The organism is Amycolatopsis sp. DG1A-15b, assembly GCF_030285645.1.
Taxonomy (GTDB): domain Bacteria; phylum Actinomycetota; class Actinomycetes; order Mycobacteriales; family Pseudonocardiaceae; genus Amycolatopsis.
Window position 1 is genome coordinate 9,835,384 of record NZ_CP127296.1, and the last position, 26,879, is coordinate 9,862,262.

At 71.0% G+C, this 26,879-nt stretch carries 27 protein-coding genes; 20 read left to right on the forward strand and 7 right to left on the reverse strand.

Features of this window, described 5'->3' with window-relative positions; all coding sequences use genetic code 11:
- Positions 1 to 298: 298 nt before the first annotated feature.
- The 3 genes from QRY02_RS45730 to QRY02_RS45740 all read left to right on the forward strand — a co-directional run bounded on the left by QRY02_RS45730 (position 299) and on the right by QRY02_RS45740 (position 6,572).
- A complete protein-coding gene (locus QRY02_RS45730) occupies positions 299 to 3,523 on the forward strand; it encodes a GH92 family glycosyl hydrolase (RefSeq protein WP_285994102.1) in 3,225 nt (1,074 codons plus the stop codon).
- A 67-nt stretch (positions 3,524 to 3,590) separates the two neighbouring features.
- Entirely contained in the window at positions 3,591 to 5,975 is a 2,385-nt protein-coding gene (locus tag QRY02_RS45735) for a GH92 family glycosyl hydrolase (RefSeq protein ID WP_285988918.1), read from the forward strand.
- 231 nt (positions 5,976 to 6,206) lie between these two features.
- Complete coding sequence (locus QRY02_RS45740; protein ID WP_093950657.1) at positions 6,207 to 6,572, forward strand: DUF3817 domain-containing protein; 366 nt, start codon at positions 6,207 to 6,209, stop codon at positions 6,570 to 6,572.
- Between the two features lie 62 nt (positions 6,573 to 6,634).
- Here the strand turns inward: QRY02_RS45740 and QRY02_RS45745 are convergent, their stop codons facing one another.
- On the reverse strand, positions 6,635 to 7,135 hold the full coding sequence (locus tag QRY02_RS45745; RefSeq protein WP_004562932.1) for a MarR family winged helix-turn-helix transcriptional regulator: 501 nt from the start codon (positions 7,133 to 7,135) through the stop codon (positions 6,635 to 6,637).
- Between the two features lie 79 nt (positions 7,136 to 7,214).
- On the opposite strand from QRY02_RS45745, the gene QRY02_RS45750 reads away from it, so the two are divergent.
- Positions 7,215 to 7,520 carry a thiamine-binding protein gene (locus QRY02_RS45750; RefSeq protein ID WP_285988919.1) on the forward strand — a complete coding sequence of 102 codons (306 nt, stop codon included), beginning with the start codon at positions 7,215 to 7,217 and terminating at the stop codon, positions 7,518 to 7,520.
- Between the two features lie 12 nt (positions 7,521 to 7,532).
- Here the strand turns inward: QRY02_RS45750 and QRY02_RS45755 are convergent, their stop codons facing one another.
- Positions 7,533 to 7,940 carry a hypothetical protein gene (locus QRY02_RS45755; protein WP_285988920.1) on the reverse strand — a complete coding sequence of 136 codons (408 nt, stop codon included), beginning with the start codon at positions 7,938 to 7,940 and terminating at the stop codon, positions 7,533 to 7,535.
- Between the two features lie 585 nt (positions 7,941 to 8,525).
- On the opposite strand from QRY02_RS45755, the gene QRY02_RS45760 reads away from it, so the two are divergent.
- A complete protein-coding gene (locus QRY02_RS45760; RefSeq protein WP_285988921.1) occupies positions 8,526 to 9,497 on the forward strand; it encodes a tetratricopeptide repeat protein in 972 nt (323 codons plus the stop codon).
- A 51-nt stretch (positions 9,498 to 9,548) separates the two neighbouring features.
- On the opposite strand, the gene QRY02_RS45765 is transcribed toward QRY02_RS45760, so the two are convergent.
- A complete protein-coding gene (locus QRY02_RS45765) occupies positions 9,549 to 10,982 on the reverse strand; it encodes a neutral zinc metallopeptidase (RefSeq protein ID WP_285988922.1) in 1,434 nt (477 codons plus the stop codon).
- A 134-nt stretch (positions 10,983 to 11,116) separates the two neighbouring features.
- Between QRY02_RS45765 and glgP the strand changes: the two genes are divergently transcribed.
- Positions 11,117 to 13,645, forward strand: a complete 2,529-nt coding sequence (glgP, locus tag QRY02_RS45770; protein WP_285988923.1) for an alpha-glucan family phosphorylase — start codon at positions 11,117 to 11,119, stop codon at positions 13,643 to 13,645.
- 33 nt (positions 13,646 to 13,678) lie between these two features.
- Here the strand turns inward: glgP and QRY02_RS45775 are convergent, their stop codons facing one another.
- A complete protein-coding gene (locus QRY02_RS45775) occupies positions 13,679 to 13,861 on the reverse strand; it encodes a hypothetical protein (protein ID WP_285988924.1) in 183 nt (60 codons plus the stop codon).
- A gap of 344 nt (positions 13,862 to 14,205) precedes the next feature.
- Between QRY02_RS45775 and QRY02_RS45780 the strand changes: the two genes are divergently transcribed.
- The 4 genes from QRY02_RS45780 (at position 14,206) to QRY02_RS45795 (ending at position 16,981) form a co-directional block, all read left to right on the forward strand.
- Positions 14,206 to 15,033, forward strand: coding sequence for a hypothetical protein (locus QRY02_RS45780; protein WP_285988925.1), 828 nt, complete (start codon positions 14,206 to 14,208; stop codon positions 15,031 to 15,033).
- A gap of 20 nt (positions 15,034 to 15,053) precedes the next feature.
- Positions 15,054 to 15,365 (forward strand): hypothetical protein, encoded by a 312-nt coding sequence (locus QRY02_RS45785; RefSeq protein ID WP_285988926.1) that lies wholly within the window; start codon positions 15,054 to 15,056, stop codon positions 15,363 to 15,365.
- A gap of 10 nt (positions 15,366 to 15,375) precedes the next feature.
- Positions 15,376 to 15,927 (forward strand): putative T7SS-secreted protein, encoded by a 552-nt coding sequence (locus QRY02_RS45790; RefSeq protein WP_285988927.1) that lies wholly within the window; start codon positions 15,376 to 15,378, stop codon positions 15,925 to 15,927.
- 64 nt (positions 15,928 to 15,991) lie between these two features.
- Complete coding sequence (locus QRY02_RS45795; protein WP_285988928.1) at positions 15,992 to 16,981, forward strand: LLM class F420-dependent oxidoreductase; 990 nt, start codon at positions 15,992 to 15,994, stop codon at positions 16,979 to 16,981.
- Between the two features lie 57 nt (positions 16,982 to 17,038).
- Here QRY02_RS45795 and QRY02_RS45800 read toward each other — a convergent pair whose 3' ends face one another.
- Entirely contained in the window at positions 17,039 to 17,434 is a 396-nt protein-coding gene (locus tag QRY02_RS45800) for a rhodanese-like domain-containing protein (protein WP_285988929.1), read from the reverse strand.
- Positions 17,431 to 17,976, reverse strand: coding sequence for a cysteine dioxygenase (locus QRY02_RS45805; protein WP_285988930.1), 546 nt, complete (start codon positions 17,974 to 17,976; stop codon positions 17,431 to 17,433). The genes QRY02_RS45800 and QRY02_RS45805 overlap by 4 nt, the downstream gene beginning before the upstream one ends.
- Positions 17,977 to 18,303: 327 nt before the next feature.
- Between QRY02_RS45805 and QRY02_RS45810 the strand changes: the two genes are divergently transcribed.
- From QRY02_RS45810 to QRY02_RS45845, 8 genes are all read left to right on the forward strand, one after another.
- The gene (locus tag QRY02_RS45810; RefSeq protein ID WP_285988931.1) at positions 18,304 to 19,125 is read left to right on the forward strand and encodes an ABC transporter ATP-binding protein; all 822 of its coding nucleotides are present in this window, start codon (positions 18,304 to 18,306) and stop codon (positions 19,123 to 19,125) included.
- 54 nt (positions 19,126 to 19,179) lie between these two features.
- Entirely contained in the window at positions 19,180 to 19,959 is a 780-nt protein-coding gene (locus QRY02_RS45815) for an enoyl-CoA hydratase/isomerase family protein (RefSeq protein ID WP_285988932.1), read from the forward strand.
- Between the two features lie 4 nt (positions 19,960 to 19,963).
- Positions 19,964 to 20,929 carry a class I SAM-dependent methyltransferase gene (locus QRY02_RS45820; RefSeq protein ID WP_285988933.1) on the forward strand — a complete coding sequence of 322 codons (966 nt, stop codon included), beginning with the start codon at positions 19,964 to 19,966 and terminating at the stop codon, positions 20,927 to 20,929.
- Between the two features lies 1 nt (position 20,930).
- Positions 20,931 to 22,097 carry a class I SAM-dependent methyltransferase gene (locus QRY02_RS45825; RefSeq protein WP_285988934.1) on the forward strand — a complete coding sequence of 389 codons (1,167 nt, stop codon included), beginning with the start codon at positions 20,931 to 20,933 and terminating at the stop codon, positions 22,095 to 22,097.
- A gap of 80 nt (positions 22,098 to 22,177) precedes the next feature.
- Positions 22,178 to 22,942 carry an HAD family acid phosphatase gene (locus QRY02_RS45830; RefSeq protein WP_285988935.1) on the forward strand — a complete coding sequence of 255 codons (765 nt, stop codon included), beginning with the start codon at positions 22,178 to 22,180 and terminating at the stop codon, positions 22,940 to 22,942.
- A gap of 71 nt (positions 22,943 to 23,013) precedes the next feature.
- Complete coding sequence (locus tag QRY02_RS45835; protein WP_285988936.1) at positions 23,014 to 23,391, forward strand: DUF427 domain-containing protein; 378 nt, start codon at positions 23,014 to 23,016, stop codon at positions 23,389 to 23,391.
- 16 nt (positions 23,392 to 23,407) lie between these two features.
- Positions 23,408 to 24,238 (forward strand): LysR family transcriptional regulator, encoded by an 831-nt coding sequence (locus QRY02_RS45840; RefSeq protein WP_285994103.1) that lies wholly within the window; start codon positions 23,408 to 23,410, stop codon positions 24,236 to 24,238.
- Between the two features lie 143 nt (positions 24,239 to 24,381).
- Complete coding sequence (locus QRY02_RS45845) at positions 24,382 to 24,561, forward strand: hypothetical protein (RefSeq protein WP_285988937.1); 180 nt, start codon at positions 24,382 to 24,384, stop codon at positions 24,559 to 24,561.
- A gap of 32 nt (positions 24,562 to 24,593) precedes the next feature.
- On the opposite strand, the gene QRY02_RS45850 is transcribed toward QRY02_RS45845, so the two are convergent.
- Positions 24,594 to 25,277: a DUF2306 domain-containing protein gene (locus QRY02_RS45850; RefSeq protein WP_285988938.1), complete on the reverse strand. Its 684-nt coding sequence runs from the start codon at positions 25,275 to 25,277 to the stop codon at positions 24,594 to 24,596.
- Positions 25,278 to 25,413: 136 nt separating this feature from the next.
- Here QRY02_RS45850 and QRY02_RS45855 point away from each other — a divergent pair, with 136 nt between their 5' ends.
- Both QRY02_RS45855 and QRY02_RS45860 read left to right on the forward strand, forming a co-directional pair.
- Positions 25,414 to 26,295 (forward strand): TetR/AcrR family transcriptional regulator C-terminal domain-containing protein, encoded by an 882-nt coding sequence (locus QRY02_RS45855; protein ID WP_285988939.1) that lies wholly within the window; start codon positions 25,414 to 25,416, stop codon positions 26,293 to 26,295.
- A gap of 10 nt (positions 26,296 to 26,305) precedes the next feature.
- Positions 26,306 to 26,827, forward strand: a complete 522-nt coding sequence (locus tag QRY02_RS45860) for a GNAT family N-acetyltransferase (protein ID WP_285988940.1) — start codon at positions 26,306 to 26,308, stop codon at positions 26,825 to 26,827.
- The last annotated feature ends 52 nt before the right edge of the window (positions 26,828 to 26,879 follow it).

Genomic DNA, 26,879 nt, shown 5'->3' on the forward strand with positions numbered 1-26,879 from the left:
CGGTGCGCGTGCTGCCGTCCCGATCCCGGCCGAGAGGAGACAACGTTGTCATAGTGACGGGGATTGAACGCCACGCCCCCGGTGCTTGTCAACGCCTCTCGCGTGGATTGTGCCGATTCGGCTACCGACGGCGTAGGACAGACGGCTGACGGCGCTGTCCGGAAGCGGACAGGTCTTGACGTGTCCCTTGACTGTCTCGTGAGCGACTGCCCAAGGTGGCCGGGTTCGACCGACTGCGCGACAAGGTTGTCATGGCACCGTTTTCCGGTCGCGCTGATGAGGTGGAGAGGCGATGGCAATGGCGCGAGCGCGCTTCAGAGCCGGTTTAACCTTCCTGACGCTGGCGGTGACCGCGGCGGTAGCTCCCGCTGTCCCCGCCGCGGCGGCTACCAGCACCGATTACGCGAAGTGGGTCAACCCCTTCGTGGGCACCCGGCCCGGCGGGGCCGACCACGGCACCGGGGGCGGTGCCGGCAACACGTTCCCGGGCGCGGTCGCGCCGTTCGGCATGGTCCAGTGGAGCCCGGACACGGTGAAATCCCAGCCCGGCGGCTACTTCTACGACGACAACGCCCTGACCGGGTTCAGCCTGACGCACCTGTCCGGCGCGGGCTGTTCGACCTACCAGGACATCCCGTTCATCCCGTACGTCGGTGAAGTGACGACCTCGCCGGCGACCGACCCGGCCCACTACACGTCGAAGTTCTCGCACACGAACGAACACGCGACGGCGGGCGCGTACGACGTCACCCTCGACAGCGGTGCGAAGGTCGAGCTCAGCGCGACCCAGCGCACCGGCTCGGCGCGGCTGACCTACCCGGCCGGCGCGTCCTCGACCCTGCTGGTCAACACCTCCGGCTCGGTCAACGGCACCGATGACGCGTCCATCACCATCGGCAAGGACACCATCAGCGGCTGGGCCACGAGCGGCCGCTTCTGCGGCGCGCGCAACAGCTACCGCGTCTACTTCTCGGCCAAGTTCGACACGCCGTTCGCGTCGATCGGCACCTGGAAGAACGGTGCCGTCACGCCGAACAAGGCCGCCGAGACCGGTGGGGCCAAGGCGAAGGTCGCGCAGCCCAACGGCGTCGACGCCTCGATCGCGCGCCCGGCCAAGGCCAAGACGCAGGACACGACCGTGTCCGGGCCGGGCAGCGGCGGGTACGTCACCTTCGCCAACCTCAACGGCGCGCAGGTGAACGTCCAGGTCGGACTGTCCTTCGTGTCCGTCGACGGCGCGAAGGCCAACCTCAAAGCGGAGAACACCAAGAAGTCGTTCGACACGGTGGCCGCGAGCGCACGCAAGGCGTGGAACGACCAGCTCGGCAAGATCGCCGTCACCGGTGGCTCCGACTCCGACCTGACGACGTTCTACACGTCGCTGTACCACTCGCTGATCCAGCCGAACGTGTTCTCCGACGTGGACGGTCAGTACCCCGGCTTCGACGGGCGGATCCACAAGGCCGACAAGGGCCACGCGATGTACACCAACTTCTCCGGCTGGGACATCTACCGCTCGGAGGTCCCGCTGCTGGCGACGATCGCGCCGAAGGAGACCTCGGACATCGTCCGGTCGATGATGGCCTACGCCGAGCAGGGCGGCTCGTGGGACCGCTGGACGGTCGCCAACGACTACACCGGCGTCATGAACGGCGACCCGTACCACATCATCGTCTCGAGCGCGTACGCGTTCGGCGCCCGGGACTTCGACGCCCAGAAGGCGTTGCTGCTCATGATCAAGGGTGCCACCCAGCCGACGCAGGGCTACACCGAGCGGCCGGGGCTCGAGGACTACCAGAAGCTCGGTTACGTGCCGGGCGCGGGCGCGGACACCCTGGAATACACCAGCGCCGACTTCTCCATCGCCCAGTTCGCGAAGCGGCTCGGCGACAGCGCGACGTACACGACGTTCATGAAGCGCGCGCAGAACTGGCAGAACCTCTACAACCCGGGCACCGGGCACCTGCAACCGCGCAACGCGGACGGCTCGTTCTCCGGCACCTACGACCCCGCGAGCTCCCAGGGCTGGGTCGAGGGCAACGGCGCACAGTACGAATGGATGGTGCCCTACGACCTCGGCGGCGTCGTGACGGCGTTCGGCGGGAACACCGCGACGCAGTCCCGGCTGGACACCTTCTTCACCCAGCTGAACGCGGGCACGCAGGAGCCGTACGCCTTCATGGGCAACGAGCCGAACTCCAACGCGCCGTACGTGTACTCGTACGCCGGTGCCCCGGCCAAGACCCAGGGGATCGTGCACCGCTCGATGGACGAGCTGTACAACCCGCGTCCGGAAGGCCTGATCGGCAACGACGACCTCGGCCAGATGTCGGCCTGGTACGTGTGGTCCGCGCTCGGCATCTACCCGGAGATCCCGGGCCGCGCCGAGACGCTGCTCGTCACCCCGCGCTTCGAGCACGCCGTGCTCACCACCGGTGCGGGCAAGAAGATCACGATCAACGCGCCGGGCACCGGCGACTACGTGGGCAGCCTGAAGGTCAACGGCGGTGCCGCCGCGAAGGCGTGGCTGCCGGAGGCGCTGATCTCCGGTGGCGGCACGCTCGACTACACCCGTTCCGCCACGGCGACCTCGTGGGGCAGTGCGACGGCCGACGCGCCGCCGTCGTTCCGCGAGCAGGAGAAGCCGAGCCTGTCCTTCGTGGACCCGGCGCGCGCGGTGACGCCCGCGGGGTCGACGTCGAAGGCGTCCGTAGGTGTCCAGGACCTCTCCGGCACCGCCCGGACCTGGACCTACAGCGCGGGCAGCGTCGACGGGATCACGCTGACCCCGGCGACGGGCAGCATCGCGGTGCCCGCCGCGGGCAAGGCCCAGGCCGAGCTCACGGTCAGCGTCCCGGCCGGGCTGGCCGACGGCGCCCGCCGCATTCCGGTGACGTTCTCCGCACCGGGCGTGGCCTCGTCGCAGGCCGTCCTGACGGTGCTGGTGGCCCAGCCGAACAGCTGGCTGGCCACGGTGAACAACGCCGGCATCTCGCCGGACGCCAACTCCGGCGCGGCCAACTTCGACGGCGGCGGCTGGAGCTACTCGGCCGACGCGCTGGCCGCGGCCGGCGCCACCCCGGGCGGCACGGTCACCAGTGACGGGATCAAGTTCACCTGGCCGTCGTTCCCGGCCGGGGACCCGGACAACGTGGTCGCCGGCGGCCAGATGGTGAACGTGAGCGGTTCCGGGCGGCTGGCGCTGCTCGGCTCGGCGTCCAACGGCAATGCCTCCGGCACGCTGACCATCACCTACACCGACGGCACGACGTCCACCGCGACCATCGGGTTCTCCGACTGGACCCTCGGTGGCGGCGGCGCGCAGCCGGCGTTCGGCAACCGGATCGTGCTGTCCACGCCGTACCGCAACGCTTCGGGCGGCGACCCGCAGCAGATCCGCACGATGGTGTTCGGCACCAACCCGATCACCTTGGCCGCGGGCAAGACCGTGGCCAGCGTGAAGCTGCCCGACAACGTCAGCGGCGGCGCGCTCCACGTGTTCGCCATCGGCATCGGCGCGTGACGATCCATCCGTGAAAGGCCGCCCGCGTTCCGCGCGGGCGGCCTTTCCTGTTCTCCGGAGGGCTGTTTTGAAGAACAAGGTTCTGGTGGGCGCGCTGGCGCTCGCCGTGGTGGCGACGGGGGTGAGTCCCGCCGCCGCATCGGCGTCCGGCGGTGACGCTCTGGATGCCGTCAACACGTTCATCGGGACGCAGGACGAGGGCAACACGTTCCCGGGCGCCTCGGCCCCGTTCGGCATGACGCAGGTCAGCCCGATCACCTCGCACTACGCGGGCTACCGCTACACCGACACCGCGATCCGCGGGTTCGGGCACTTCTTCCTGTCCGGCGCGGGCTGCTGGGAACAGGGCGGCCTGGTCTCGACCCTGCCGACAACCGGGGAAGTGGGCCCCGGCAAGGCGTTCGACACGGCGAAAGCGTCCACTTTCGACCAGAAGCAGTACGCCTCGCCGTTCACCCACGACGGCGAAGTGGGGAAGCCGGGCTACTACAAGGTCCACCTGACCGGCTACGGCGGCGTCGACGTCGAGACGACCGCGGCGACCCGGGCCGGTGTCGAGCGGTACACGTTCGCCAAGCCGGGTGATGCCAACGTCTTCGTCAACGTCGGTCAGGCGAACGACAAGGAACCCGTGACGGGCAGCAGCATCCGCGTCGTCGACGACCGGACCGTCGAGGGCACCGTCGAGTCGCAGGCGTTCTGCGGCGGCAAGGCCTACACGACGTACTTCACGACGAAGTTCGACAAGCCGTTCAAGGCGTTCGGCACCTGGTCGCCGACCGGCGGCACCCCCGGCTCCCGCGCGTCCGAAGGCGGTGCGGGCCTGCGCGGCGCGTGGCTGACGTTCGGAGGCGGTGCCCAGGTCACCGCCACCACCGCGATCTCCCAGGTCGACGCCGCCGGTGCGCGGGTGAACCTGGCCTCGGAGCACATCCGGTCGTTCGACGCGGCCAAGGCCGACGTCCAGCGCACCTGGCGCCACGAGTTGTCCACTGTGGACATCAAGGGCGGCACGCCGGACGACCGCACGGTCTTCTACACCTCGCTGTACCACGCGCTGCTGCAGCCGCTGACGGCGAACGACGCCGACGGCCGCTACTACGGCTTCGACAAGAAGGTCCACCGCGCGGCCGGCTGGACGTACTACGACTTCTTCTCGCTGTGGGACACCTACCGCACGCAGAACCAGCTCCTGGCCCTGCTGCGGCCGGACCGGGCCCGCGACATCGCGAAGAGCATCCTGGCCATCCACGACCAGGGCGGCTGGCTGCCGAGGTGGGCGTACGCGAGCCAGGAGACGAACACGATGACCGGCGACCCGGTCACGCCCTTCTTGGTCGACCTCTGGCGCTTCGGAGCGTTGTCGGGCGAGGAGATGCACGCCTACCAGGCCCTGTTGCAGAACTCGCGCGAGATCCCGCCCGACGCGTCGCCGTTCCAGGGCCGCTCGGGCAACGCGAGCTACCAGAAGGACGGGTTCGTCCAGTACGACCCGGACTTCCCGAAGAAGGGCCAGGACACCGACCCGAACCACGGCGCTTCGGCCACCTTGGAGTACGCGCTCGGTGACTGTTCGCTCTCGGTCATGGCGGCCGCGCTCGGCAAGAAGGACGACGCGGCGGCGTTGGCCGCGAAGGGCCGGACCTACCGGACGTTGTGGGACGAAACGCAGACCGACCGCGGCTTCACGGGCTTCTTCCGGCCGAAGGTCCTCGGCGGTGCGTGGTTCTCGCCGGCCGACAAGCCCTACAGCCCGCAGAGCCAGGACGGCTTCCACGAGGGCACGGCCTGGCAGTACCAGTGGCTCGTGCAGCAGGACGTCCCCGGGCTCGTCGATCGCATGGGCGGCCCGGCGGCCACCGGGAAGCGCCTCGACGACTTCTTCGCCTACGACGAACTGGTGAAGAACCCGGCGACAGCGGTGCGCGAGAACTGGGTCGTCGGCCCGTACGACTACTACGACCAGTTCCGCTACAACCCCAACAACGAGCCGGACCTGCACTCGCCGTGGATGTACGCGCTCACCGGGCAGCCGGCGAAGACGTCGACGGTCGTGCGGGCGGCGCACACGTTGTTCACGAACGCGCCCAACGGCGTCACCGGGAACGACGACCTGGGCACCATGTCGGCCTGGTACGTCTTCAGCGCGCTCGGGCTCTACCCCGCTGTCCCAGGAACTGGGAACTTCGTGCTGAACACGCCGCGGTTCGCGAAGTCCGTCCTGCACCTGGAGAACGGGCGTGACGTCACGATCAAGGCGCCCGGCGCGGACGGCTCGAAGCTGCAGTACATCTCGGGGCTGAAGGTCGGCTCGAAGCCGAGTGACCGCGTGTACGTCAACGTGGACCAGCTGAAGCGCGGTACGACGCTGGACTTCGGGCTCACCGGCGACGCGACGGCGAAGTGGGGGACGTCACCTTCGTCCGCCCCGGCTTCGCCCTGCGCGGGGTAACCGGCGCACGCTCGCGGCCGTGGTTCAGACCACAATGGACCACGGCCGTGAGCATCGTCACGGGCCCCGGTGTTCCGGTGAGCGCCGTCACGCCTCACACTGGGTATCAGCACGTCCGACAGCGCCGTTGACGTCCACAGGCAGTCCGTCGTGGACGGTGCGTCGGGCGTTCTTTTGTTTATACACAGCTCGTGTCAGTACCACAGTGGTGAGACCCCACAGGAGGAAGAAGTGTCCAGCAAGGCCGCTCTAGTGTTCCGCGTGGCCGCAGTAGCCGAAGCCCTTTCCTGGGCCGGGCTGCTGGTCGGGATGTTCCTCAAGTACGTCGTCCACTCCTCTCACGAGGGCGGCGTGCCCGTCCTCGGCATGGTGCACGGCGTGATCTTCGTCCTCTACCTGGTCGTCTCCCTGTCCGTGGCGAAGCCGCTCGGCTGGCGCCCGAAGACGCTGGTCCTGGCGCTGCTGGCCAGCATCCCGCCGCTGTTCACGTGGCTGTTCGAGAAGTGGGCGCTGCGCAACGGCAAGCTCGACGGCCCGCAGCGGCTGTCCCACGGTGGTGTCGGCCTGTTCCAGGTGAAGGAACCCGTCGCCGCCTGATTCCCAAGACGTGAGAAAGGCTCGCGCTCTTCCGAGTGCGGGCCCTTTCTGCTGTCGAGCGTTTACTCGCTGAAGTCCCCGGCGGCGCGGCGCACCTTGGTCAGCAGGTCCGTCAGCTGCTCGGTCTGCCGCTCGGTCAGCCCGCTCAGCCCGAAGTCGATGGCGGTGACGGCTTCGGTCGCGGCTTCGCGGCGCTTGCGGCCCTCGTCGGTGATCTCCACCAGCGTCGTGCGGCGGTCCGTCGGGTGCGGGACCCGCTTCACCAGCCCGTCGCGCTCCAGGCGGTCCACTATGTTGGTGACACTGGTGGGGTGCAGCTGGAGCCGCTCGCCCATCACCCGCATCGGCAGGCTGGCGCTGCGGGCGAAGGTGAGCAGCACCAGCGCTTCGTACCGGGCGAAGGTCAAGCCGTGCGGCTTGAGCGCGCCGTCCACCGCGGACTGGATGATCTGCTGGACCCGCATCACCCCGGTCACCGCGGCCATGGTCCCGGAGGGCCCGATGCGGTCCTCCCAGATCCGGGCCGCGCGGGCGATCGGGTCGAACGGCAGCGGACGGTTCATGACACGCGAAGTTACCAGCGGGTACCGGCGGGTGTCGCACGACTGGCGGAAATGACCACCGAAGAAGGGACTTCCGAGCATGATCGTCGCGTTCAGCGTGAGCCCGTCCGGCGGGGACCCCGACGGCGGGGTGAGCGAAGCCGTGGCCCGCGCGGTGAAGGTCGTCCGCGAGTCCGGCCTCCCCAACTCGACCAACGCGATGTTCACGAACATCGAAGGCGAGTCCTGGGACGAGGTGATGGACGTCGTCAAGCGCGCGGTCGAGGCCGCGGGCGAAGGTTCGGCCCGCGTCGGCCTGGTCCTGAAGGCGGACATCCGGCCGGGCTTCTCCGGTCAGCTCGAAGCCAAGGTGGACCGGATCGAAGCCCACCTGCGCGACGCCTGACGTACCGGCCGATCAGGGGAGGGGCGGGGTGAAGGCGACCGTCCAGCGGCCGTCTTCACTCGTCACCGTCAGCGGGTAGCTGAACGGCTGACCGTCGCCGAGCTCGCCGGAGACCGTCGCGCGGGTCGGGGCGGCCGCGTCCGGGCCCAGGTCCACGCGCACGGCGTGGACCCCGCGGTCGGCCAGCACCGAGACGTAGTCCTTCGCGAAGTCGTCCCCGCCCGAGCCGGGGTAGTCGAGGAGGCCGGCGAAGGCGTCGGCGTCGTGGCCGGAGAGCGCCGACGCGAGCCGGTCGCGCAGCTCGGCCGGGGTGGCCGCGCCCGGGTCCGGTTCGTGCACGATGAGCAGTGTCACCGCCCCGACCCAGACAACGGCGGCGGCGATCGAGAGACCCACCTTGACGTCACGCCGGATGTGCACCCGCCGAGCCTGCCCCAGCGGTGCCGTCCTGCCAAGCGACGGGCCGGGGAGGTGCCGAACCCCACTCCGCGCGGCTCGGGGAGCCGCCGGAGGCCGCCTGCCGAGCTGGAACCCGGGCGGCTGGTGCTGCTTCGGTCGGAGGCGAGCCCGGCGAGGCTTGGCCCGAGCCCCGGAGGTTGCCTGCCGAGCTGGAAGCCGGGCGGCTGGTGCTGCTTCGGCCAGGGGGCGAGCTCGGGCGAGGCCGGCCCGAGCCCCGGAGGTTGCCGCCCGAGCTGGAAGTCGGGCGGCCGGCGCCGGAGCCGAACTCCAGGCGTGCGCCGAAACCCGCTCCGCGCGGCTCGGGCAGCCGCCGGAGGCCGCCTGCCCGAGCCGGAACCCGGGCCGTCGGTGCCGCTTCAGCCGGGGGCGAACCCGGCGAGGCCTGACCCGAGCCCCGGAGATCGCCCGCCGAGCCCCAACCTCGGCGGCCGCCGCCGAACCGCGGCGCGTGCCGAAACTCCCGACGCGGGCCGCCGTCGGTCGGCGTGGGCCGTTGCAGGCCGGGGACCGGTGAAACTTCTCCGGTGCGCGTGCCAGGATGGAACCGTGACACAACCACGCGGATCTGCAGCGAAGTCAGCGGCCCTGTCCGCCGCCCTCTCCGGCGCGGTCGACCTGTCCGCGCTCAAGGCCCGTGCCGAAGCGGCGCAACGGCAGCCGGCCCCGCCCGCCGGCCCGGCCGGTGGCGATGGGCCGCCGCGGCCCGCCTCGGGCGAGGCCGTGATCGATGTCACCGAGGCCACTTTCCAGGCCGAGGTCGTGGAGCGGTCCCTGCACCAGCTCGTGGTCGTCGACCTGTGGGCCGAGTGGTGCGGCCCGTGCAAGCAGCTGTCCCCGGTCCTGGAGCGGATGGCCGCCGAGTCCGGTGGCGCGTGGGTCGTCGCGAAGGTCGACGTCGACGCCAACCCGCGGATCGCGCAGCTGTTCGGCGCGCAGTCCATCCCGACGATCGTCGCGATCGCCGGCGGCCAGCCGGTCGACGCCTTCTCCGGCGCGCTGCCCGAACCCGAGATCCGCAAGTGGATCACCTCGCTCCTGGACGCCCTGCGCGACAAGCTGCCCGGCATCCGCGACGCGGAGGCGGCCGGCGGCCCGGTCGAAGAGCCGGAGGACCCGCGCTTCACCGAGGCGGAAGAGGCCTTCGAGCGGGGCGACTTCGCCGCCGCCCAGGCCGCGTACGAGCGCATCCTCGACGTCGAACCGGCGAACGAGCTGGCGAAGAACGCCCTGGCCCAGGTCAAGTTCACCGCCCGTGCCGAAAGCGCCGACCCGGATGCGCGCGCCAAGGCGGACGCCGACCCGTCGGACCTGGGGGCCCAGCTCGACGCGGCCGACCTGGAGATCGCCGAAAACAACGTCGAGGCGGGCTTCAAGCGCCTGATCGACGCGGTCCGCCGGACGGCGGGCGAGGACCGCAACAAGGTCCGCGAGCACCTGGTGGCCCTGTTCGACCTGTTCGACCCGGCCGACGACCGGGTGATGAAGGCCCGCCGCGACCTCGCGAGCGCCCTCTTCTAGAAGCCGCGGAAAAGGGCCCCCACCGCGGTGGGGGCCCTTTTCACGAAGCGCTCAGGCGTACTGCTTGGAACAGACCGACGAGCCCTCGAGATACCCGCGACGCAGCGCCTCGACCCGGTCGAAACCGCTGTCCGGGCGCTTCCCGTTGACGTCCGCCGACACCAGGCTCTCCGGCTGCAGCAGGTCCGCGATGGCCTCGTCGAGGTCGCCCGCCGACAGCCGCAGGTCGCCCGGGCGGTTGGTGAACGCCGCCCAGGCGCCCACCAGGCAGGCCGTGCGCAGGCCCGCGTTCGCGTTGTCGATCGACGCGCCGACGCCCTTCTGGATGCCCAGCGCGTAGCGCGCCGCGACCTCCGAGAACGCCGCGAAGTCACCCATGCCGCCCGGGTCCTCGCCCTTCATCTCGGCGTCGCGGTCGATCGGCTGGGCCAGCTGGGCGAGCTTGGCCAGGTCGATGCTGACCGTGTTGTCCGCCGGGCAGTACGACGCCGGCGGCGTGGTCTGGCAGCTGCCGCCGTCGGTGATCTCGGGCGCGGTCACCTTGGCGCCCGCGAAGGCCTCGTCGAGGCTCTTCTTCAGCAGCGCGATGGTCTGCGCGGTGAACTTCGCGTCGCCCTTGCCCTGGTCACCCTTGTCGAACGGGCGCTCGGTGAGCCGGGCCTTGACGTTGTCGGTCGTCATCCCCGCGCACTCCTTGGGGCCCTTCTCGAACCCGGCCTGGAAGGCGTACGTGCGGTCGAACGCCGTGCCGTGCGCGCCCTTGTCGGCGGCGCTGGTGCCCGCCTGGTCGCGGATCAGGAACATCGACGCCATCACCTGGTTCAGGCCTTCGGACGTCGAGACGCGGTAGTACTTGCTCTTGTCCTCGGCGACCCAGCGGAAGTAGCCGCCGGCGAAGCAGTCGGCCTGCTGCTCCTTGACCACGGTCGGGGTGTTCTTGGCGATCCCCGCCTTGTCGCCGAGCCGGTACTGGACGGCGTGGCCGAACTCGTGCGCGAGCACCACGACCACCGACATCGGGCCGAACCGCTGGCGCAGCATCGGCAGCAGCACGCCGCGGTCCCACGCCACCGAGTCGTCGACCGGGCAGTAGAACGCGTTCACGAGCTTCTTCACGCTGCCGCAGCCGGTCTTCTCGGTGTCGGTCTGCGCGTCGTAGGACAGCAGGGACTTGACCGGCTCGAACTGCTGGCCGAAGTTCGCCGGCAGCATTTCGCCCCAGTAGGTCTGGACGTCGTCGATCGCGGCCGTGGCGAGCTTGTCGTCCTCGCCGCCTTCGGCGTTGCGGACGTTCAGGCTCGGCGTCGGCGCGTCCGGCTTGAGGCCGCTCTCGAAGTGCGTCACCGGCAGCCCGGAGACCGAGCCCGCGCCGGTGTCCTTGGCCGGGTCTCCGCTCGCGCCGCCCTTGCTGTTGCACCCGCTCACGGCGACCGCCGCGACGGCCAGCAGCGCGACCAGCGCCCGCCGTCCTCCCCCTGGGATCATCTGTGTCCAACTCGCTCTCGTGCCCACCCGTACCCGACGGGCAGGACCATACCCAGGGCATACGCGGGGCGTGCACGTAATCCCCGAACTCCTCCCTGCGCAGCGCGGCCCGCGGCCCGATATCGTCGCTTCCCATGCGTGCAGTCCGCCGGTTCACCGTCCGCGCCAGCCTCCCGGATTCGCTGTCCGGCCTGGGCGCGCTGGCCACCAACCTGCGCTGGACGTGGCACCCGCCGACGCGCGACCTGTTCGCGTCGATGGACGCCGAGCTCTTCAACGCCGTGCGCGACCCGCTGCGGATGCTCACCGCGCTGCCGCCGGCCCGGCTCGACGAGCTCGCGGTCGACGACGGCTTCCTCGCCCGGGCGCGCGAAGCGGCCGACGACCTGGAGAAGTACCTGTCGGAGCCGCGCTGGTACCAGCAGCGCGACGACCCCGAACTGCCGCCGGCGGTGGCCTACTTCTCGATGGAGTTCGGCGTCACCGAAGCGCTGCCGAACTACTCCGGCGGCCTCGGCGTGCTGGCCGGCGACCACCTCAAGGCCGCGTCCGACCTGGGCGTGCCGATGGTCGGCGTCGGGCTGCTCTACCGCAACGGCTACTTCCGGCAGTCGCTGTCGCTCGACGGCTGGCAGGTCGAGCACTACCCGGTGATCGACCCGAACGCCTTCCCGCTGGAACTGCTGACCGTGGGCGGCCGGCCGGTGCTGATCGGCGTCGCGATGCCGGGCGGGCGCGACCTGTGCGCGCAGATCTGGCAGGCCCGCGTCGGGCGCGTGCCGCTGCTGCTGCTCGACACCGACACCGAGGCCAACGACGAAGACCTGCGCGGCGTCACCGACCGGCTCTACGGCGGCGACGCCGACCACCGGCTGCGGCAGGAGATCCTGGCCGGCATCGGCGGGTTCCGCGCGGTCCGGAAGTACTGCGAGATCACCGGGCACCCGCAGCCGATGGTGTTCCACACGAACGAGGGACACGCGGGCTTCCTCGGCTTGGAACGCGCCCGCGAGATCGTCCAGGCCGACGGGCTCGCGTTCGACGAGGCCATGCCCGCGGTCCGCGCCGGGACGCTGTTCACCACGCACACCCCGGTCAGCGCGGGCATCGACCGGTTCCCGGTGGACCTGGTGCAGCGCTACTTCAACGACGGGCGCCTGGTGCCGGACATCGACCCGCGGCGCGTGCTCGCGCTCGGCGCCGAGGACAACCCCGGCCTGTTCAACATGGCGCACATGGGCCTGCGGCTGGCGCAGCGCGCGAACGGCGTCTCGCAGCTGCACGGGCGGGTCACGCGCAAGATGTTCTCCCGGCTGTGGCCCGGGTTCGACCACGACGAGGTGCCGATCTCGTCGGTGACGAACGGCGTCCACGGCCCGACGTGGGTGGCCCGTGAACTGAGCACGCTGCTCGGGCGCGAATGGGGCCTCGACGTCGGCGAAGGGCCGCTGCGCGACGGTGTCTCCGACGCCCAGCTGTGGGAGCTGCGCCGCGAGCTGCGCGAGAAGCTGGTGCACGAGGTGCGGCGCCGGGTGCGCGCGGCGTGGCTGCAGCGCGGCGCTTCCCCGCTGGAACTGGGCTGGGTGGACTCGGTCTTCGACCCCGACGTGCTGACCGTCGGGTTCGCCCGCCGCGTCCCGACGTACAAGCGGCTGACGCTGATGCTGCGCGACCCCGACCGGCTGCGGACGCTGCTGCTGCACGAACAGCGGCCGATCCAGGTCGTCGTCGCCGGCAAGTCGCACCCGGCCGACGAAAACGGCAAGCAGCTGATCCAGCAGATCGTCCGGTTCGTCGACGGCGCGGACGTGCGGCACCGCATCGTCTTCCTGCCCGACTACGACATGTCGATGGCCCGCTACCTCTACCGGGGCTGCGACGTCTGGCTGAACAACCCGGTGCGGCCGCTGGAGGCGTGCGGGACGTCGGGGATGAAGTCGGCGCTGAACGGCGGGCTCAACCTGTCGATCCGCGACGGCTGGTGGGACGAGTGCTACGACGGCAGCAACGGCTGGGCGATCCCGACCGCCGACGGCGTCGCCGACCCGCTGCGCCGCGACGACCTCGAGGCCGCGGCGCTGTACGAGCTGCTCGGCCAGCAGATCGCGCCGCTGTTCTACGACCGCTCGCCGGACGGCGTGCCCACGGGCTGGCTGTCGATGGTGTGGCACACGCTGGAGACTCTCGGCCCGCGGGTGCAGGCGTCCCGGATGGTCCGCGAGTACGTGGAGAACGGCTACCTCCCGGCCTCCCGCACGGTCGCGGCCGCCACCGGCGACGGCTACCGCGGGGCGCTGTCGCTGGCGGACTACCGCACGAAGCTCGAGGTGTCGTGGCCACGACTGCGGATCTTCGACTCGGAGCTGCTGGTGGAGGCGACCGAGCCCCTGGTGGTGGGCACCGAGGTGACGATCAGGGCCCGCATCGACCTGGCCGGCCTCGACCCGTCCGAAGTGGACATCCAGGCGGTGGTCGGCCGCGTGGCCGACGACGACGAGCTCCGCGACCCGGTGACGGTCCCGATGACCGGCGACGGGATCGGGGCGTTCGCGGCCCGCGTGAAGCTGCCGCGGCCGGGGGCGATCGGGTACACGGTCCGGGTGCTGCCGAAGCACGGGCTGCTGGCGACGCCGGCGGAGCTGGCGCGGGTCGTGCTGGCCTGACGCCACCCGTCCCGGGGCGGCGTCAGGCGTCATTCATCGGCGCACCGGGGTACAGCAGCAACTGTTCGATCGCCGGCACGCGGCATCCTCACGCGGTGGTTCGCGGCGCACCTCGTCGTGCCGGTGCCTGGACCACCACGTGGCGGCCATCGTGGCGGTCAGGCCGCCCGCCAGGAAGGCGAGTGCGGTGACGAGGACGATCAGCGTGTTTTCCATGGTTTCTCCCGGATCCGTGGGCCGCTCGCGGTGCGGCTCTCGAGAACCACGGTAGGCACGCGCCGCCATTCCGTGCCCGTGATCAGCGCTTTCGGCCAGAAACATGTCATGGAACGGACGTACGGTTTGTCGTGGCGAGAAAATCTGTCACGGCGGAACCGGTACGCGTCCGTCCGGAAACTGTCCACAATTTGGCAAAACCGCAGGTAGGGGCGATTTGCCGAACGTGTCCGCCGAAGTGAACACGCGGTGCGCAAAAGGCCAAACGGTCCTTTATGATGTTCACTCCATTGAGGGGCAGGGGGGGCACCATGATCAGCACGGATCGGTCCGGGAACGGCGGCGTGCTGCCCGCTTCCGCGGTCGGTCGTGCCGTCGACGCCGCCGCGGGCTTGCAGAAGGGAGACGGGGTCCGGCGCCTCGACCTCCACGGCGATCTGGGCCCCGAACTGCGGCGCATCTGGCACATTGCCGACGACGACCCGCCGTCGCGGGTGGCCGCGATCGTGTTCCTGCGCCTCGAGGCCGTGCTCGACCAGTTGAACCGACCCAAGCTGGAGGCGATCGTCCGGACCGCGTACAACACGGACGACCGGGCCTTGGCGGGAAACAAGGGGGATCGGCTCAAGAGCTTGTCCGACGGCCCTTCACCGCGGACTTGCGACCGGCGGCTCGAGCCATTCCAGAAGCTGCTGGCGAAAAGCTTGACCAGTCCGCAAACGAGGCTCGACCTGGCCGAAGTCCGCGCGGCGGAACAGCGGTTTGAACCGCGCGCGGCGATCGGCGAGTCCGGCCCGCGCGAAAGCGACCCGGCGACGCTGGTCGATCCGCGGGCGGATGTCGACCATTTCCTCCGCGCCTTCGCTCTCCGTTCCTGGTTGACGCCGGCGGATCGGGACGGTGATCCGATGGTGGTCACGCTCGAGGAACGGGGGTCGTGGGTCTGCGTCTTCGACACCCCGGACCGGCTGAGCTTGTATCGCGCGGCCGCGGGGGCGCCGTGGTCGGCCGAAGTCGTCCGCAAAGGGAGTGAACTGGTCGGCGCCGCCCTCGTCCGGCCGGAGCCTGCCGGCATCCTGGTCAACCCGAGCCGCCGCCGGGGCAGCGGGACCGCCGAGTCGCTCGCCCTTCCGCCTTCCGTGCTCGCCGGCCTGATCGCCGTGCGCCGCTGACGACAAAGGACCTGTTCCCGATGAGCGGTTTCGAAGCCGATCCCGAGCTGCTGCGCGCCGCCGCGATCCGGCTGGGCGCGGTGACGAAGGAGTCCGCCGGTCGCGCGGCTCTGCGCTATTCGGCCCGTCCCGAGCTCGTCGGGGACGTGCTGCTCACCGCGGCGCTGAAAGACCTGCAACGCGCATCGGCCGCCGCGGTCGGGCGCCTTCTCGAAGACGCCCGGGAGCTCGGCGAACGCCTGGACACCGCAGCCCGCCGCTACGCGGAGCACCAGGATGAAGTCCGCGACCGGCTGGAGCGGATCGCCCCCGAGCCCCGTGCGGCGGGCTGATCGAGGAGCCATGACGACGGAACAGACCTGGTCGCCCGGGACGATCAAGCTGCTGCAGGACGAAGCGGTCCGGCTGGGCGATATCGCCGCCATGCTCGAAGACCTGGCTTCGGACCTGCGGTCGGTGGCGCCCGAGGGCTGGGCCGGCCGCGCCGCCGACGCCTACGGAGAACTGCGCGACCGGCTGGTCAAGCAGTGCCGGCTGGGTGCCGGGGCCTACGAGACGGCGGCGGGGGCGACCGAGAGCTACGTCCAGATCCTCGTCGAGCTGGCTGGGCGACGGCACTTCGAGACCGCGTCCGACTCTCTCGCCCGGCTGGAGCAGCAGAGGGTCGAGGCCGCCGAGCAGCTCGAGTCGGCGTGGCGGGCGGCCACGGGTGAGTTCGAAGCGATCCGCCGGACGGTGCCCGAGCTCGTCGCCCCTGCGGTTGCGGCGGTCGAGGCGCCGCGGCGCGCGCCGATGGCCGGCCGGCAGGACGCGCCGGTGCCGCGGTTCGGCGACCCGCGGTACGTGCAGGACCTCTCCGACGCCATCTTGGAGTTCTTCGCGCGGCTGTCCTGAACTGGCGCTGCTCCAGCCGGGAAATCACGCCGCGCCCAACGCTGAGCGAAGCTAAGTTGTAGGCATGCGCTTCGGAATGTTCGTCCCGCAGGGCTGGCGGCTGGACCTGGCCGGCATCGACCCCGCGGACCACTGGAAGACCATGCTCGGCCTCGCGAAACACGCGGAGGCGGGCCCCTTCGAATCGATCTGGGTCTACGACCACTTCCACACCGTGCCCGTCCCCACCGAGGAGGCCACGCACGAGGCCTGGTCGCTGATCTCGGCGTTCGCCGCCGCGACGGAGACCATCCGGCTCGGGCAGATGTGCACCTGCATGGGCTACCGCAACCCCGCCTACCTGGCGAAGGTCGCCGCGACCGCCGATCTCATCTCCGGCGGCCGGGTCGAAATGGGCATCGGCGCCGGGTGGTACGAGCACGAGTGGCGGGCCTACGGCTACGGCTTCCCGTCCGCCGGCGAGCGGCTCGGCCAGCTCGACGAGGGCGTCCGGATCATGCGTGACCTCTGGATGACCGGAACGTCCACTTTGGACGGCAAGCACTACCGGACCGCCGGTGCGATCCTCCGCCCGCTGCCGCCGCAGGAAGGCGGCATCCCGCTGTGGATCGCCGGCGGCGGCGAGAAGAAGACGCTCCGGATCGCCGCGAAGTACGCGCGGTACACGAACTTCTACCCCGAACCGGAGACCTTCACCCGCAAGTCGGAGATCCTCGCGGCGCACTGCAAGGACGTCGGCACCGACTTCGACGCGATCGTGCGCTCGGGCAACCTCAGCGTCGTCCTCGGAGAGACCGATCAGGACGTCCGGGAGAAGATGGCCTGGCTGAAGGCGCACTACGAGAAGTACGTCCCGGCGGAGGAGGCCGAGCGCGCGGTCGCCACCTTCGCGAGCGGCCCGACGGTCGGCACGCCGGAGCAGGTCGCCGAGCACCTCGCCGCACTGGGCAAGCGCGGCATGGCGTACGCGATCTTGAACTTCCCGGAAGCCGCGTACGACCGGTCCGGCATCGACCTGTTCACGAAGCACATCGCCCCGGCGCTGGCCGGCTGAACAGTGTCGGCCGAAAAACCTGTCGGTCCCCTTCGGTAGCGTGGAAAACGGGGGCTGCTAAGGCACCGCCGGGCTGCCGCCTGCCTGCACGGGCAGGCCGGCGGCGGCCCACGCGCGGAACCCGCCGTCGAGGTCGGTCGCGCCGGGCAGGCCGAGCCGCTGCAGGTCGGCGGCCGCCAGGCTCGACGAATAGCCCTCGTTGCACACCACGATCACCGTCGCGTCGGGTGTCACCGAAGGCAGCCGCCACTCGCTGTCCGGCGCCAGCCGCCACTCCAGGTGGATCCGCTCGACGATCACCGCGCCCGGGATCTCGCCCTCGGTCTCGCGGTTCGCCAGCGGCCGGATGTCGACCAGCAGGGCCCCCGCCTCCTGCAGTTCGCGGGCCCGGGCGGGCGTCACCCGGTCCAAGCCGGACCGGGCGGAGGCCAGCAGCGAGTCGACAGCGCTCATGACCGGACGATAGCGGGCAGCGGCGGGATTTCCGCCGGGACGTCGGCGAGCGTGGCGTACTCCCGCGTCGCCACCAGCGGCGGCGAATACGCGTGGACGCTCGCCGCGGGCTCGTCGCCGAGGCCGGTGACCTGGTGCGCGCGGCCGGCGCCGAAGCCGAGACCCTGGCCGGCGACGTGCGTCCGGCGCCGGATCGGGCCGCCGGGGTAGCGGTACTCCTCGCCGAGTTCACCCTGCAGGACGGTGAACGAGCCGGACGCACCACCGTGGTCGTGCGGCTTCGTGGACTGGCCGGGCAGCCACGACAGCAGCCACAGCTCGACGCCGTCGGTCAGCGCCAGCCGCGCCCACCAGCGGCGGTCCTCGTCGAACCGCAGGATGCCCCGCAGGCCCGCGGTCAGCTCGGTGGTGACGGTGGTGGTCAGTTCGGCCAGCTCACGCGGTGTCCAGAGCAGCCGCGAAGGGTGCAGCAGCTCGGGCAGCAGCGGGTCGGTGAGCTGCGGGTGGATCTCGGCGGGCGGACGAACCAGGGACGTGGTCAACGGAGGTGCTCCTCGGACGCGAAGGTGATCGGGACGGCCGGGGCAGCGCGACGCCGCACGCGTCAGCGGACGCGAGGGATCAGCGGAGCCGCGCCCGCGTACACCCGGCCGAAGCGACGAGGAGCAGGTCGATGGTGCGACGGCGCCAGAACGAGCCCCGGGTGACCGGGGTGGCGGGCGCGTCGGCTGACATACCCGCGATGCTGCCACAGCGCTGTCGCGCGCGGTACTTCCGGCGTGCACCGTTCCACGTCGTGGACGTGCGCCGACCTGCTCGTTCGCCGTCTCACCCGGGCGGGTGCGCACGCGCGCGCGACGGCAGACAGAATGGGCCTCGTGAGCGAGCCGATCCAGCCCAGCGAACTTGACGACCTCGTGGTCCGGATGGCCGGTGTCGGCGTCCGCCGGGGGACCAACGACCTCCTCGCCGGCCTCGACTGGACCGTGGAACTGGACGAGCGCTGGGTGGTGCTCGGGCCGAACGGCGCGGGCAAGACCACCCTGCTGCGCCTCGCCGCGGCCGAACTGCACCCGACCACCGGCGAGGTCGACCTGCTCGGCGAGCGGATCGGCCGGGTCAACATCTTCGACCTGCGTCCCCGCATCGGGTTCACCTCGGCCGCCATCGCCCAGCGCGTCCCGGGCGACGAGCTGGTCAAGGACGTCGTGGTCAGCGCCGGCTACGCGGTGCTCGGCCGCTGGCGTGAGGAATACGACACCCTCGACACCGCCCGTGCGACCGAACTCCTCGACGCGATGGGCATCGGGCAGCTCGCCGAGCGCACCTTCGGCACGCTGTCCGAAGGCGAGCGCAAGCGCGCGCTGATCGCCCGGTCGCTGATGACCGACCCGGAGATGCTGCTGCTCGACGAGCCCGCCGCGGGGCTCGACCTGGGCGGCCGCGAGGACCTGGTCGCCCGGCTGTCCGACCTGGCGATGGACCCCGACGCGCCGGCCATCGTGCTGGTCACCCACCACGTCGAGGAGATCCCGCCGGGCTTCACCCACGCGCTGCTGCTGCGTGACGGCCACGCGGTGGTCTCCGGCCTGGTCGACGACGTCATCACCAGCGAAAACCTCTCGAAGACCTTCGACCAGGACCTCGTCCTGGAGCGCTCCGGCGATCGCTTCTTCGCCCGCCGCCGCTAGGCTGCCCCTACCGACCGGTAGCCTGCTGGCAGTCCGTCAACGAGGAGGAATGGCGTGGGAGAGTTCGTAACCCTCGAGGTCAAGGACGGGGTCGGCACCATCCGGCTCGACCGGCCGCCGGTCAACGCCCTGAACGCCCAGGTCACCGCCGAGCTCGCCGAGCTGGCGAAGGAAGCCGCCGAGCGTGACGAGGTCCGCGCGGTGATCCTCTACGGCGGCGAGAAGACCTTCGCGGGCGGCGCGGACATCAAGGAGATGGCCACCCGCACCTACCCGGAGATCGCGAAGTTCGGCGCGACCCTCACCGGCACCCTCGCGGCCATCGCGAACATCCCGAAGCCGGTCGTCGCGGCCATCACCGGCTACGCCCTCGGCGGCGGCCTCGAGCTGGCGCTCACCGCGGACTGGCGGGTCGCGGGCGACAACGTCAAGGTCGGCCAGCCGGAGATCCAGCTCGGCGTCATCCCCGGTGCGGGCGGCACCCAGCGCCTGGCCCGGCTGATCGGGCCGAGCAAGACCAAGGACATCGTCTACACCGGACGGTTCGTCAAGGCCGAGGAAGCACTTGCTCTCGGGATCGTCGACCAGGTCGTCGCGCCGGACGACGTCTACGCGGCGGCCCACAAGTGGGCGGCGCAGTTCGCCACCGGCCCGGCCGTGGCGCTGCGCGCGGCGAAGGCGGCCATCGACGGCGGCCTCGACACCGACCTCGCGAACGGGCTCAAGCTCGAGTCGCACCTGTTCGCCGCCCTCTGGGCGACCGAAGACCAGCAGAACGGCATGAAGTCGTTCATCGAAAACGGGCCCGGCAAGGCCACTTTCGAAGGGAAATGACGCCTTGACCGACGTGAACGACCCGGCGCCGAACCCGCACGCCACCGCCGAAGAGGTCCAGGCGGCCTACGCCGACCCGAAGCTGGCGAACGTGCTGTACCACGACTGGGAAGCCGGCACCTACGACGAGAAGTGGTCGATCTCGTACGACGAACGCTGCATCTCCTACGCCACGGACGTGTTCAACGCCGTCGCGGGCGAGGACGGCCAGCCCTACCAGCACGCGATGGAGCTGGGCAGCGGCACCGGTTTCTTCCTGCTGAACCTGATGCAGGGCGGCGTCGCCAAGAAGGGCTCGGTCACCGACCTCTCGCCCGGCATGGTCCAGGTCGCGCTGCGCAACGCCGAGAAGCTCGGCCTCGACGTCGACGGCCGGGTCGCCGACGCCGAGCGCATCCCCTACGACGACAACACCTTCGACCTGGTGGTCGGGCACGCGGTGCTGCACCACATCCCGGACGTCCAGGCGGCGTTCCGCGAGGTGCTGCGCGTGCTCAAGCCGGGCGGCCGGTTCGTCTTCGCCGGCGAACCGACCAAGATCGGCGACTTCTACGCCCGCAAGCTCGGCCAGTTCACCTGGTTCCTGACCACCCGGGTCACGAAGCTGCCGGTGCTGAGCGGCTGGCGGCGTCCGCAGTCCGAACTGGACGAGTCGTCACGCGCCGCCGCGCTCGAAGCCGTGGTCGACATCCACACCTTCGACCCGTCGGAGCTGGAGGCGTGGGCCCGCGGCGCCGGCGCCCAGGACGTCCGCGCGGTCACCGAGGAGTTCGCCGCCGCGCTCGCGGGCTGGCCGATCCGGACGTTCGAGGCCGCGGTGCCGGCCGAGAAGCTCACCGTGCGCTGGCGGCTGTTCGCCTACCGCCTGTGGCTGCGGCTGTCCGCCGTGGACAAGAAGGTCCTGGCCAAGGTCCTGCCGCGGGAGCTGTTCTACAACGTCATGATCACCGGGACCAAGCGGCCGTCCTGAATTGGGTTATTCGTTCAGCCTCGGTGACGTCGCCTACCTGCGCTCCGGTGCAGGTGCGGCGGCGCTCGCCGAGGTCTCGGCGCTGCCGCTGACCGACCGGATCGCGTCCGTGGCGCAGGTCCGCCGGCTGGTCGGCGAGGAACACGCGGCCGCCGTCCTGGAAACCGTGCTGCTGCGGCGGAAAGCCGTCGGCAAACTGTCCGGCGTGGACTGGCTGTTCACCTCCGACGCGCTCCAGCAGGCGAGCGCGTCGGTCGTGGCGCGGCACCGGGCCGCCCGGTTCGCCGGGCTCGACGTCCACGACCTCACGTGCTCGGTGGGTGCGGACCTCGTCGAAATCGCCCGGGTCGCGCGGCGCGCGCTCGGGTCCGATGTGGACCCGGTGCGGCTGGAAATGGCCCGCCACAACGGAGCTGCGGCGGGAGTCGCATTCGGACTCGCGCGGGCCGACGCCCTGCGTCCGGCCAGCCGCTCCAGCGTCATCGTCGCCGACCCCGCCCGCCGGGACTCCGCCGGGCGCCGGGCGTGGAAACCCGCCGACTTCGCGCCGCCCCTGGACGGGCTGGTCGAGGCCTGCCCGGGACGTCCCCTGGCGATCAAGTGCGCTCCCGGCCTCGACTTCGCGCTCACGCCGTGGGCGGAGGAGGTCGAACTCGTGTCCCTCGACGGCCAGGTGCGTGAATCCTGCCTCTGGCGCGGCTTCGGCACCGGCGTCACCCGCCGGGCGACCGTGCTGCGCTCGGACGGGACACAGTGGACGGTCACCGACGCCGAACCGGACGAACTGCCCACGCGCGAGCCGGGGGAGTGGATCGTCGACCCCGACGGCGCCGTCGTCCGGGCCGGGCTGGTCCGCCACTACGCGGCACGGCACGGGTTGTGGCAGCTGGACGAACGCATCGCGTACCTGACCGGCGACACCCCGCCACCGGGGGTGCGGGCGTTCCGCGTCCTGGAGCACGGGCCGTACACCGAGAAGGCGTTGAAGGCCGTCCTCAAGCGACACGACGTCGGGCGGCTGGAAATCCTGGTGCGGGGTCTCGACGTCGACCCGGACGCGCTGCGGCGGCGCCTGAAACCCCGTGGCGGCGCGGAAGCGTCGGTGGTGCTGACGCGGATCGGGCGGTCGCCGGTGGCGTTCCTGTGTCGCGCCGAAAGAATCACGTGAACGGAAACTTTCGAGGGGTGGAACTCCGGGTGAACGTGACGTAGGTTCCCCCAGTTGCCGAGTTTCACTGGAGGGTCGCCGTGTCCGGAAAATGGTCAGGTCTCGTCAAGCTCGCCGCCGCCGCGGCCATCGGCGCCACCGTCGCCTCGGGCGCCACCGCGCTCGCCGGCTCGGACGAATCGACCGCCGCGCGGTCGAAGGAGCCGGCCAACATCGGCCAGGTCAAGCTCGACGTCAAGGCGTACTACGGCGACTACGTCGACGCCGCGGGCAAGCACCACTACTCCGACACGAGCCGGTTCGTGAAGGACACCAACCGGGTCGTCTCCGACGCGAAGCGCTTCCTGCAGCAGCAGCTGGGCCGGGTGAAGAGCCCGGCGATCGTGCTGGACGTCGACGACACGTCCGAGGTCACCTACGGCTGGGAGGCCGACAACGACTTCGGTTTCGACCCGGTCAAGCAGCAGCAGGCGATCGACAACGGCACGTTCGTCGCGAACAAGCCGGTGCTGGAGCTGGCCAACTGGGCGGCGCAGCACGGCGTCAAGGTGTACTTCCTGACCGGCCGCAACGAGTTCCAGGGCCCGCAGTCGCTGAAGAACCTCGCCAACGAGGGCTTCCCGGCCCCGGCCGGCGCGTTCTTCAAGCCGAAGACGACCGCGCCGGACTACCTGCCGTGCGGGCTGACCTGCACCACCGTCCAGTACAAGTCGGGCACGCGGGCGCACATCGAGGCGACGGGCGCGAAGATCGTGCTCAACCTCGGCGACCAGTTCAGCGACCTCGAAGGCGGTCACGCGCTGCGCCCGGTCAAGCTGCCGAACCCGATGTACTACCTGCCCTGATCCCACCGGCGCGGAATATCCGCCGGGCCCGGCGTGCTGCTCCCTGTACACAGGACTCTTAGGGAGCTGACATGGCGAAGCAGGTTCTGCAGCCGGGCCCGGACCACCCGATCACCGTCGAGCCGACCAAGGCACGCGTGGTGGTCAAGGCGGGCGGGCGCGTGATCGCGGACAGCCGCAACGCGCTCACCCTGCAGGAATCCACGTACCCGGCGGTCCAGTACATCCCGCTGGCGGACGTCGACGCGGGCGTGCTGGAGCGCACCGACCACGAGACGTACTGCCCGTACAAGGGCGAGGCCGGCTACTTCTCGCTCAACGCGGGTGACGTGCAGGGCGAGAACGCCGTCTGGACGTACGCGAAGCCGTACGACGCGGTCGCGCCGATCAAGGACCACGTCGCGTTCTACCCGAACGTCGTGGACTCGATCGAGCTGATCGAGGACTGAGCTGGACCTCGATCTGCTGCGCACGTTCCTGGCCGTCCACCGGGCCGGCTCGCTGACCGGCGCGGCACCGTCGCTGGGCCTGTCCCAGCCGACGGTGACCGCGCAGGTCAGGGCCTTGGAGGACCAGCTCGGCCAGCAGCTGTTCGTCCGGCGCGCCCGCGGCGTGACCCCGACGTCGGTGGCCGACGAGCTGGCCGCCAGGATCGCCCCGCACATCGACGCGCTCACCGGCGTCGTCGCGAAGCAGCCGGATCCGTTCGCGGCTCCCGTGCACCTGGCCGGGCCCGCCGAGCTCACCACCGCCCGGGTCCTGCCCGCACTGGCCGGCCTGGTGGCGTGCGGGCTCGAGCTGCGGGTGACGTTCGGCCTGGCCGACGACCTCCTGACGGGGCTCGCGCAGCGGCGCTTCGACCTGGTCGTCTCGACGATCCGCCCCCGCGGCCGCGGCTTCACGGCCACCCCGCTGACCGACGAGGAGTTCGTCCTGGTCGGCCCCCGCGGCTTCACCGGCGACCCCCGGACGGCGCCGCTGGTGGCCTACGCCGAGGACCTGCCGATCATCCGCCGCTACTGGCGTTCGGTCCTGGGCACGCGCCCGCCCGCGGGGCCCGCGGTCGTGGTCCCGGACCTGCGCGGAGTCCTGGCCGGCGTGCTGGCGGGCTTCGGCGTCAGCGTGCTGCCGCGGTACCTCTGCGCGGCGGAGCTGGCATCGGGGGAGCTGGTCGCGCTCCTGGAGCCGGAGGAGCCACCGATCAACACGCTTTTCGCGGTCACCCGGACGGAGCCCTGCCGGCCGGGGCCCGCGGCGGTGCGGGACGCACTGCTCGCGGACGCCGCCCGGTGGTGACTCAGCCGGTGAGTTCGCAGCGGCTGAAGAGAGCGGTCCGGTTCGGGCTGCTTAGGCGGCCCGAACCCCCTAATTCTCGATCAAGTCCGGGTTCTGGTTTCCGGTCGTGGCGTTACTCTCGGGAGAGAGCAAGGGGGGCTGGCATGGGATGGATCATCGCGGGAAGCGTGATCGTGGCGCTGCTGGCGATCGCGGTGGTGGTCGATCTGCGAGACCGTGGCCGCGGGGGAAAGCGGATCGCCGGCGGGCTGCGTCAGGCCAGGCAGGACGACGTCGTACGTGAGCCGCAGGTCGGCGACCAGGGGAACTACCTCGGTTACTGAGGTCATTCCCAGGGCATTGCCGGCACCGTGGCTCAGGCCGTCGTACGACGGCGGCTCCGTCCGCGGCCGAGCCAGAATTCGGCGGCCAGCAGCGGGAGCACCCAGCCGGTCCACGTCGTGATCCCGGCGATCGCCTGGCCCAGTGCGAGTTCGCTGCCGCCGAACGTCGTGTCCAGCTGCGGCGTCAGCACCACCGCCCAGACCACACCCCAGATCCGGTTGCTGATGATCGACATGCACAGCGCGAAACTGCGGACCATCCAGCGGCGGTGCTCGCCGAACCGGCGCGCCCGCGCCATCCGGTAGCCCTGCACGGTGCAGCCGAACCAGAGCGTCGCGAGCAGGACGTTCGACACGGCCCCGACCGGGCCGAACGGCGCCGCGAGCGCGATGGCGAAACCGGCGACCGACGCGGGGATCGCACCGGCGAAGACGTACACGCGCCCGGTGCGGCGGTGCACCGCCGGGTGCTTCTGCCGCAGCCACGGCCAGATCTGCAGCGCGCAGGTCACCATGGCGAGGGCCGCGAAGCCGATGTGCGTGACCAGTACCGGGTAGTACCAGCCGGTCGGGGCGGGGATCCGCGACTGCGCGGGATCGAGCCCGAGGTAGGGCGGCAGTGAGAAGACGAGGAAGGCGGTGACGAGCACGCCCAGCGGGAACACCCACGGGCGGCGCACCCACGGCTTCGGGCAGCGGACTTCGGTCGTCGTCATGGTTCCCCCTGGTTCGTACGGTGTATTCGAACCGTATTTCCGAGGGGGGCGACCGGCAATCGTTGCGGCTGAGGTTGGGGGAGTACCCTGAAACCGTTCTAGGTTCGATCGGTAAGTGTTCTAGTACGGAGTTCCGGTGGCCGAGGCGCCTTACCTGCGGATCGCGGCGGACCTGCGCCGCCGGATCAGCGCGGGCGAGCTGCGGCCGGGCGACCGCGTCCCGTCGACCCGGGCGCTGGTCCGCGAGTGGGGTGTCGCGATGGCGACCGCGGCGAAGGCCCTCTCCGCGCTGGGCGAGCAGGGCTGGGTGCGCGCGGTGCCGGGCAGCGGCACGGTCGTCGCCGACCGGACACCGGTCAAGCCGCCGCTGGGCCGGGACGCGCTGGTGCGCGCGGCCATCGCGCTGGCCGACGCCGAAGGCCTCGCCGCGCTGTCGATGCGGCGGCTGGCGGCCGAGCTGGGGGTCGGCCCGATGGCGCTGTACCGGCACGTGCCGGACAAGGACGAGCTGCTCCGGCTGATGGCCGACGTCGCGCTCGGGCAGGTGGAGCTGCCGGAGCCGGGCCCGGCGCGGTGGCGGCCGCGCCTCGAACTCGCTGCCCGCGCGCAGTGGCGGGCGTACCGCCGTCACCCGTGGCTGGCGCCGATCCTGCTCAATTCCCTGGTCCGCCCCCCGGTACTGGCGGCGGGTCTCCGGCTGGTCGACTGGTCGCTGCGAGCGCTGGCGGGCACCGGCCTGAAGCGGCGGGTGAAGCTGCAGGTGATCATGACGCTCAACGGCTGGGTCGGCGGCCTGGCGGTGAGCAACGCGTTCGAGGTCCAGGCGGAGCAGGACACGGGCATCACGGGCGACCAGCGCCTGCAGGCCGACATGGCGCTGCTGACGCGGTTGCTCGAATCGGGCCGGTTCCCCGCGCTGACCGAGGTGATGACCGGCGTCGAGGACGTCGGCCTCGACGAGGCGTTCGAGTTCGGGTTGCAGCGCCAGCTCGACGGGATCGCCGTGCTGCTGGGATAGGGTGGAACCGGTGTTGATCACCACGGAACGGCTCACGCTCCACGCGTGGTCCGAAGACTTCTTCGACGATCTTTTCGCACTGGCCCAGGTCCCCGAGACGGTCCGGTACGTGGGCACGGGCGAGCCGTGGAGCCACGAGTACACCCTGGCCAAGCACCGCGCGACGCTCGCACACTGGACCGAGCACGGCTTCGGCTGGTTCGCGGTATCGGCGGCGCCGGGTTCGTTCGACGGAGTGGTGTCCCTGGTGCGGCGCAACGCCACGGAGTCGGGCCTCGGCCTGCCGGCGGTGGAGATGGGCTGGTGGATCGCCTCCTCGGGCTGGGGCCGCGGCTACGCCACGGAGGCAACGACGGCGGTGCGCGACCAGGCTTTCGAGTCGCGCTGGGCGGATCGGCTGCTGGCGGTGTACGAGCCGGCGAACGAGCCGTCGGCTCGGGTGGTGGAGAAGCTCGGGTTCACGGCGCACAGCAAGTTCGTGCTGGACGGCCGGGTGGAGCAACGGGCGGTCCTGGAACGCCCGTCGGCCTGACCGGCGAGTCTCTCGGTTGTCCACAGCCTGGCCGCGTTGTGGAGAACCCCGG

Coding starts and splice junctions, on each gene's coding strand:
- QRY02_RS45835 (WP_285988936.1), top strand. CDS start 23,014: ATGGCGAAGCAGGTTCTGCAGCCGGGCCCGGACCACCCGATCACCGTC.
- QRY02_RS45790 (WP_285988927.1), top strand. CDS start 15,376: ATGACGACGGAACAGACCTGGTCGCCCGGGACGATCAAGCTGCTGCAG.
- QRY02_RS45845 (WP_285988937.1), top strand. CDS start 24,382: ATGGGATGGATCATCGCGGGAAGCGTGATCGTGGCGCTGCTGGCGATC.
- QRY02_RS45765 (WP_285988922.1), bottom strand. CDS start 10,982: ATGATCCCAGGGGGAGGACGGCGGGCGCTGGTCGCGCTGCTGGCCGTC.
- QRY02_RS45775 (WP_285988924.1), bottom strand. CDS start 13,861: ATGGAAAACACGCTGATCGTCCTCGTCACCGCACTCGCCTTCCTGGCG.
- QRY02_RS45800 (WP_285988929.1), bottom strand. CDS start 17,434: ATGAGCGCTGTCGACTCGCTGCTGGCCTCCGCCCGGTCCGGCTTGGAC.
- QRY02_RS45850 (WP_285988938.1), bottom strand. CDS start 25,277: ATGACGACGACCGAAGTCCGCTGCCCGAAGCCGTGGGTGCGCCGCCCG.
- QRY02_RS45795 (WP_285988928.1), top strand. CDS start 15,992: ATGCGCTTCGGAATGTTCGTCCCGCAGGGCTGGCGGCTGGACCTGGCC.
- QRY02_RS45810 (WP_285988931.1), top strand. CDS start 18,304: ATGGGCCTCGTGAGCGAGCCGATCCAGCCCAGCGAACTTGACGACCTC.
- QRY02_RS45730 (WP_285994102.1), top strand. CDS start 299: ATGGCGCGAGCGCGCTTCAGAGCCGGTTTAACCTTCCTGACGCTGGCG.
- QRY02_RS45750 (WP_285988919.1), top strand. CDS start 7,215: ATGATCGTCGCGTTCAGCGTGAGCCCGTCCGGCGGGGACCCCGACGGC.
- glgP (WP_285988923.1), top strand. CDS start 11,117: ATGCGTGCAGTCCGCCGGTTCACCGTCCGCGCCAGCCTCCCGGATTCG.
- QRY02_RS45785 (WP_285988926.1), top strand. CDS start 15,054: ATGAGCGGTTTCGAAGCCGATCCCGAGCTGCTGCGCGCCGCCGCGATC.
- QRY02_RS45745 (WP_004562932.1), bottom strand. CDS start 7,135: ATGAACCGTCCGCTGCCGTTCGACCCGATCGCCCGCGCGGCCCGGATC.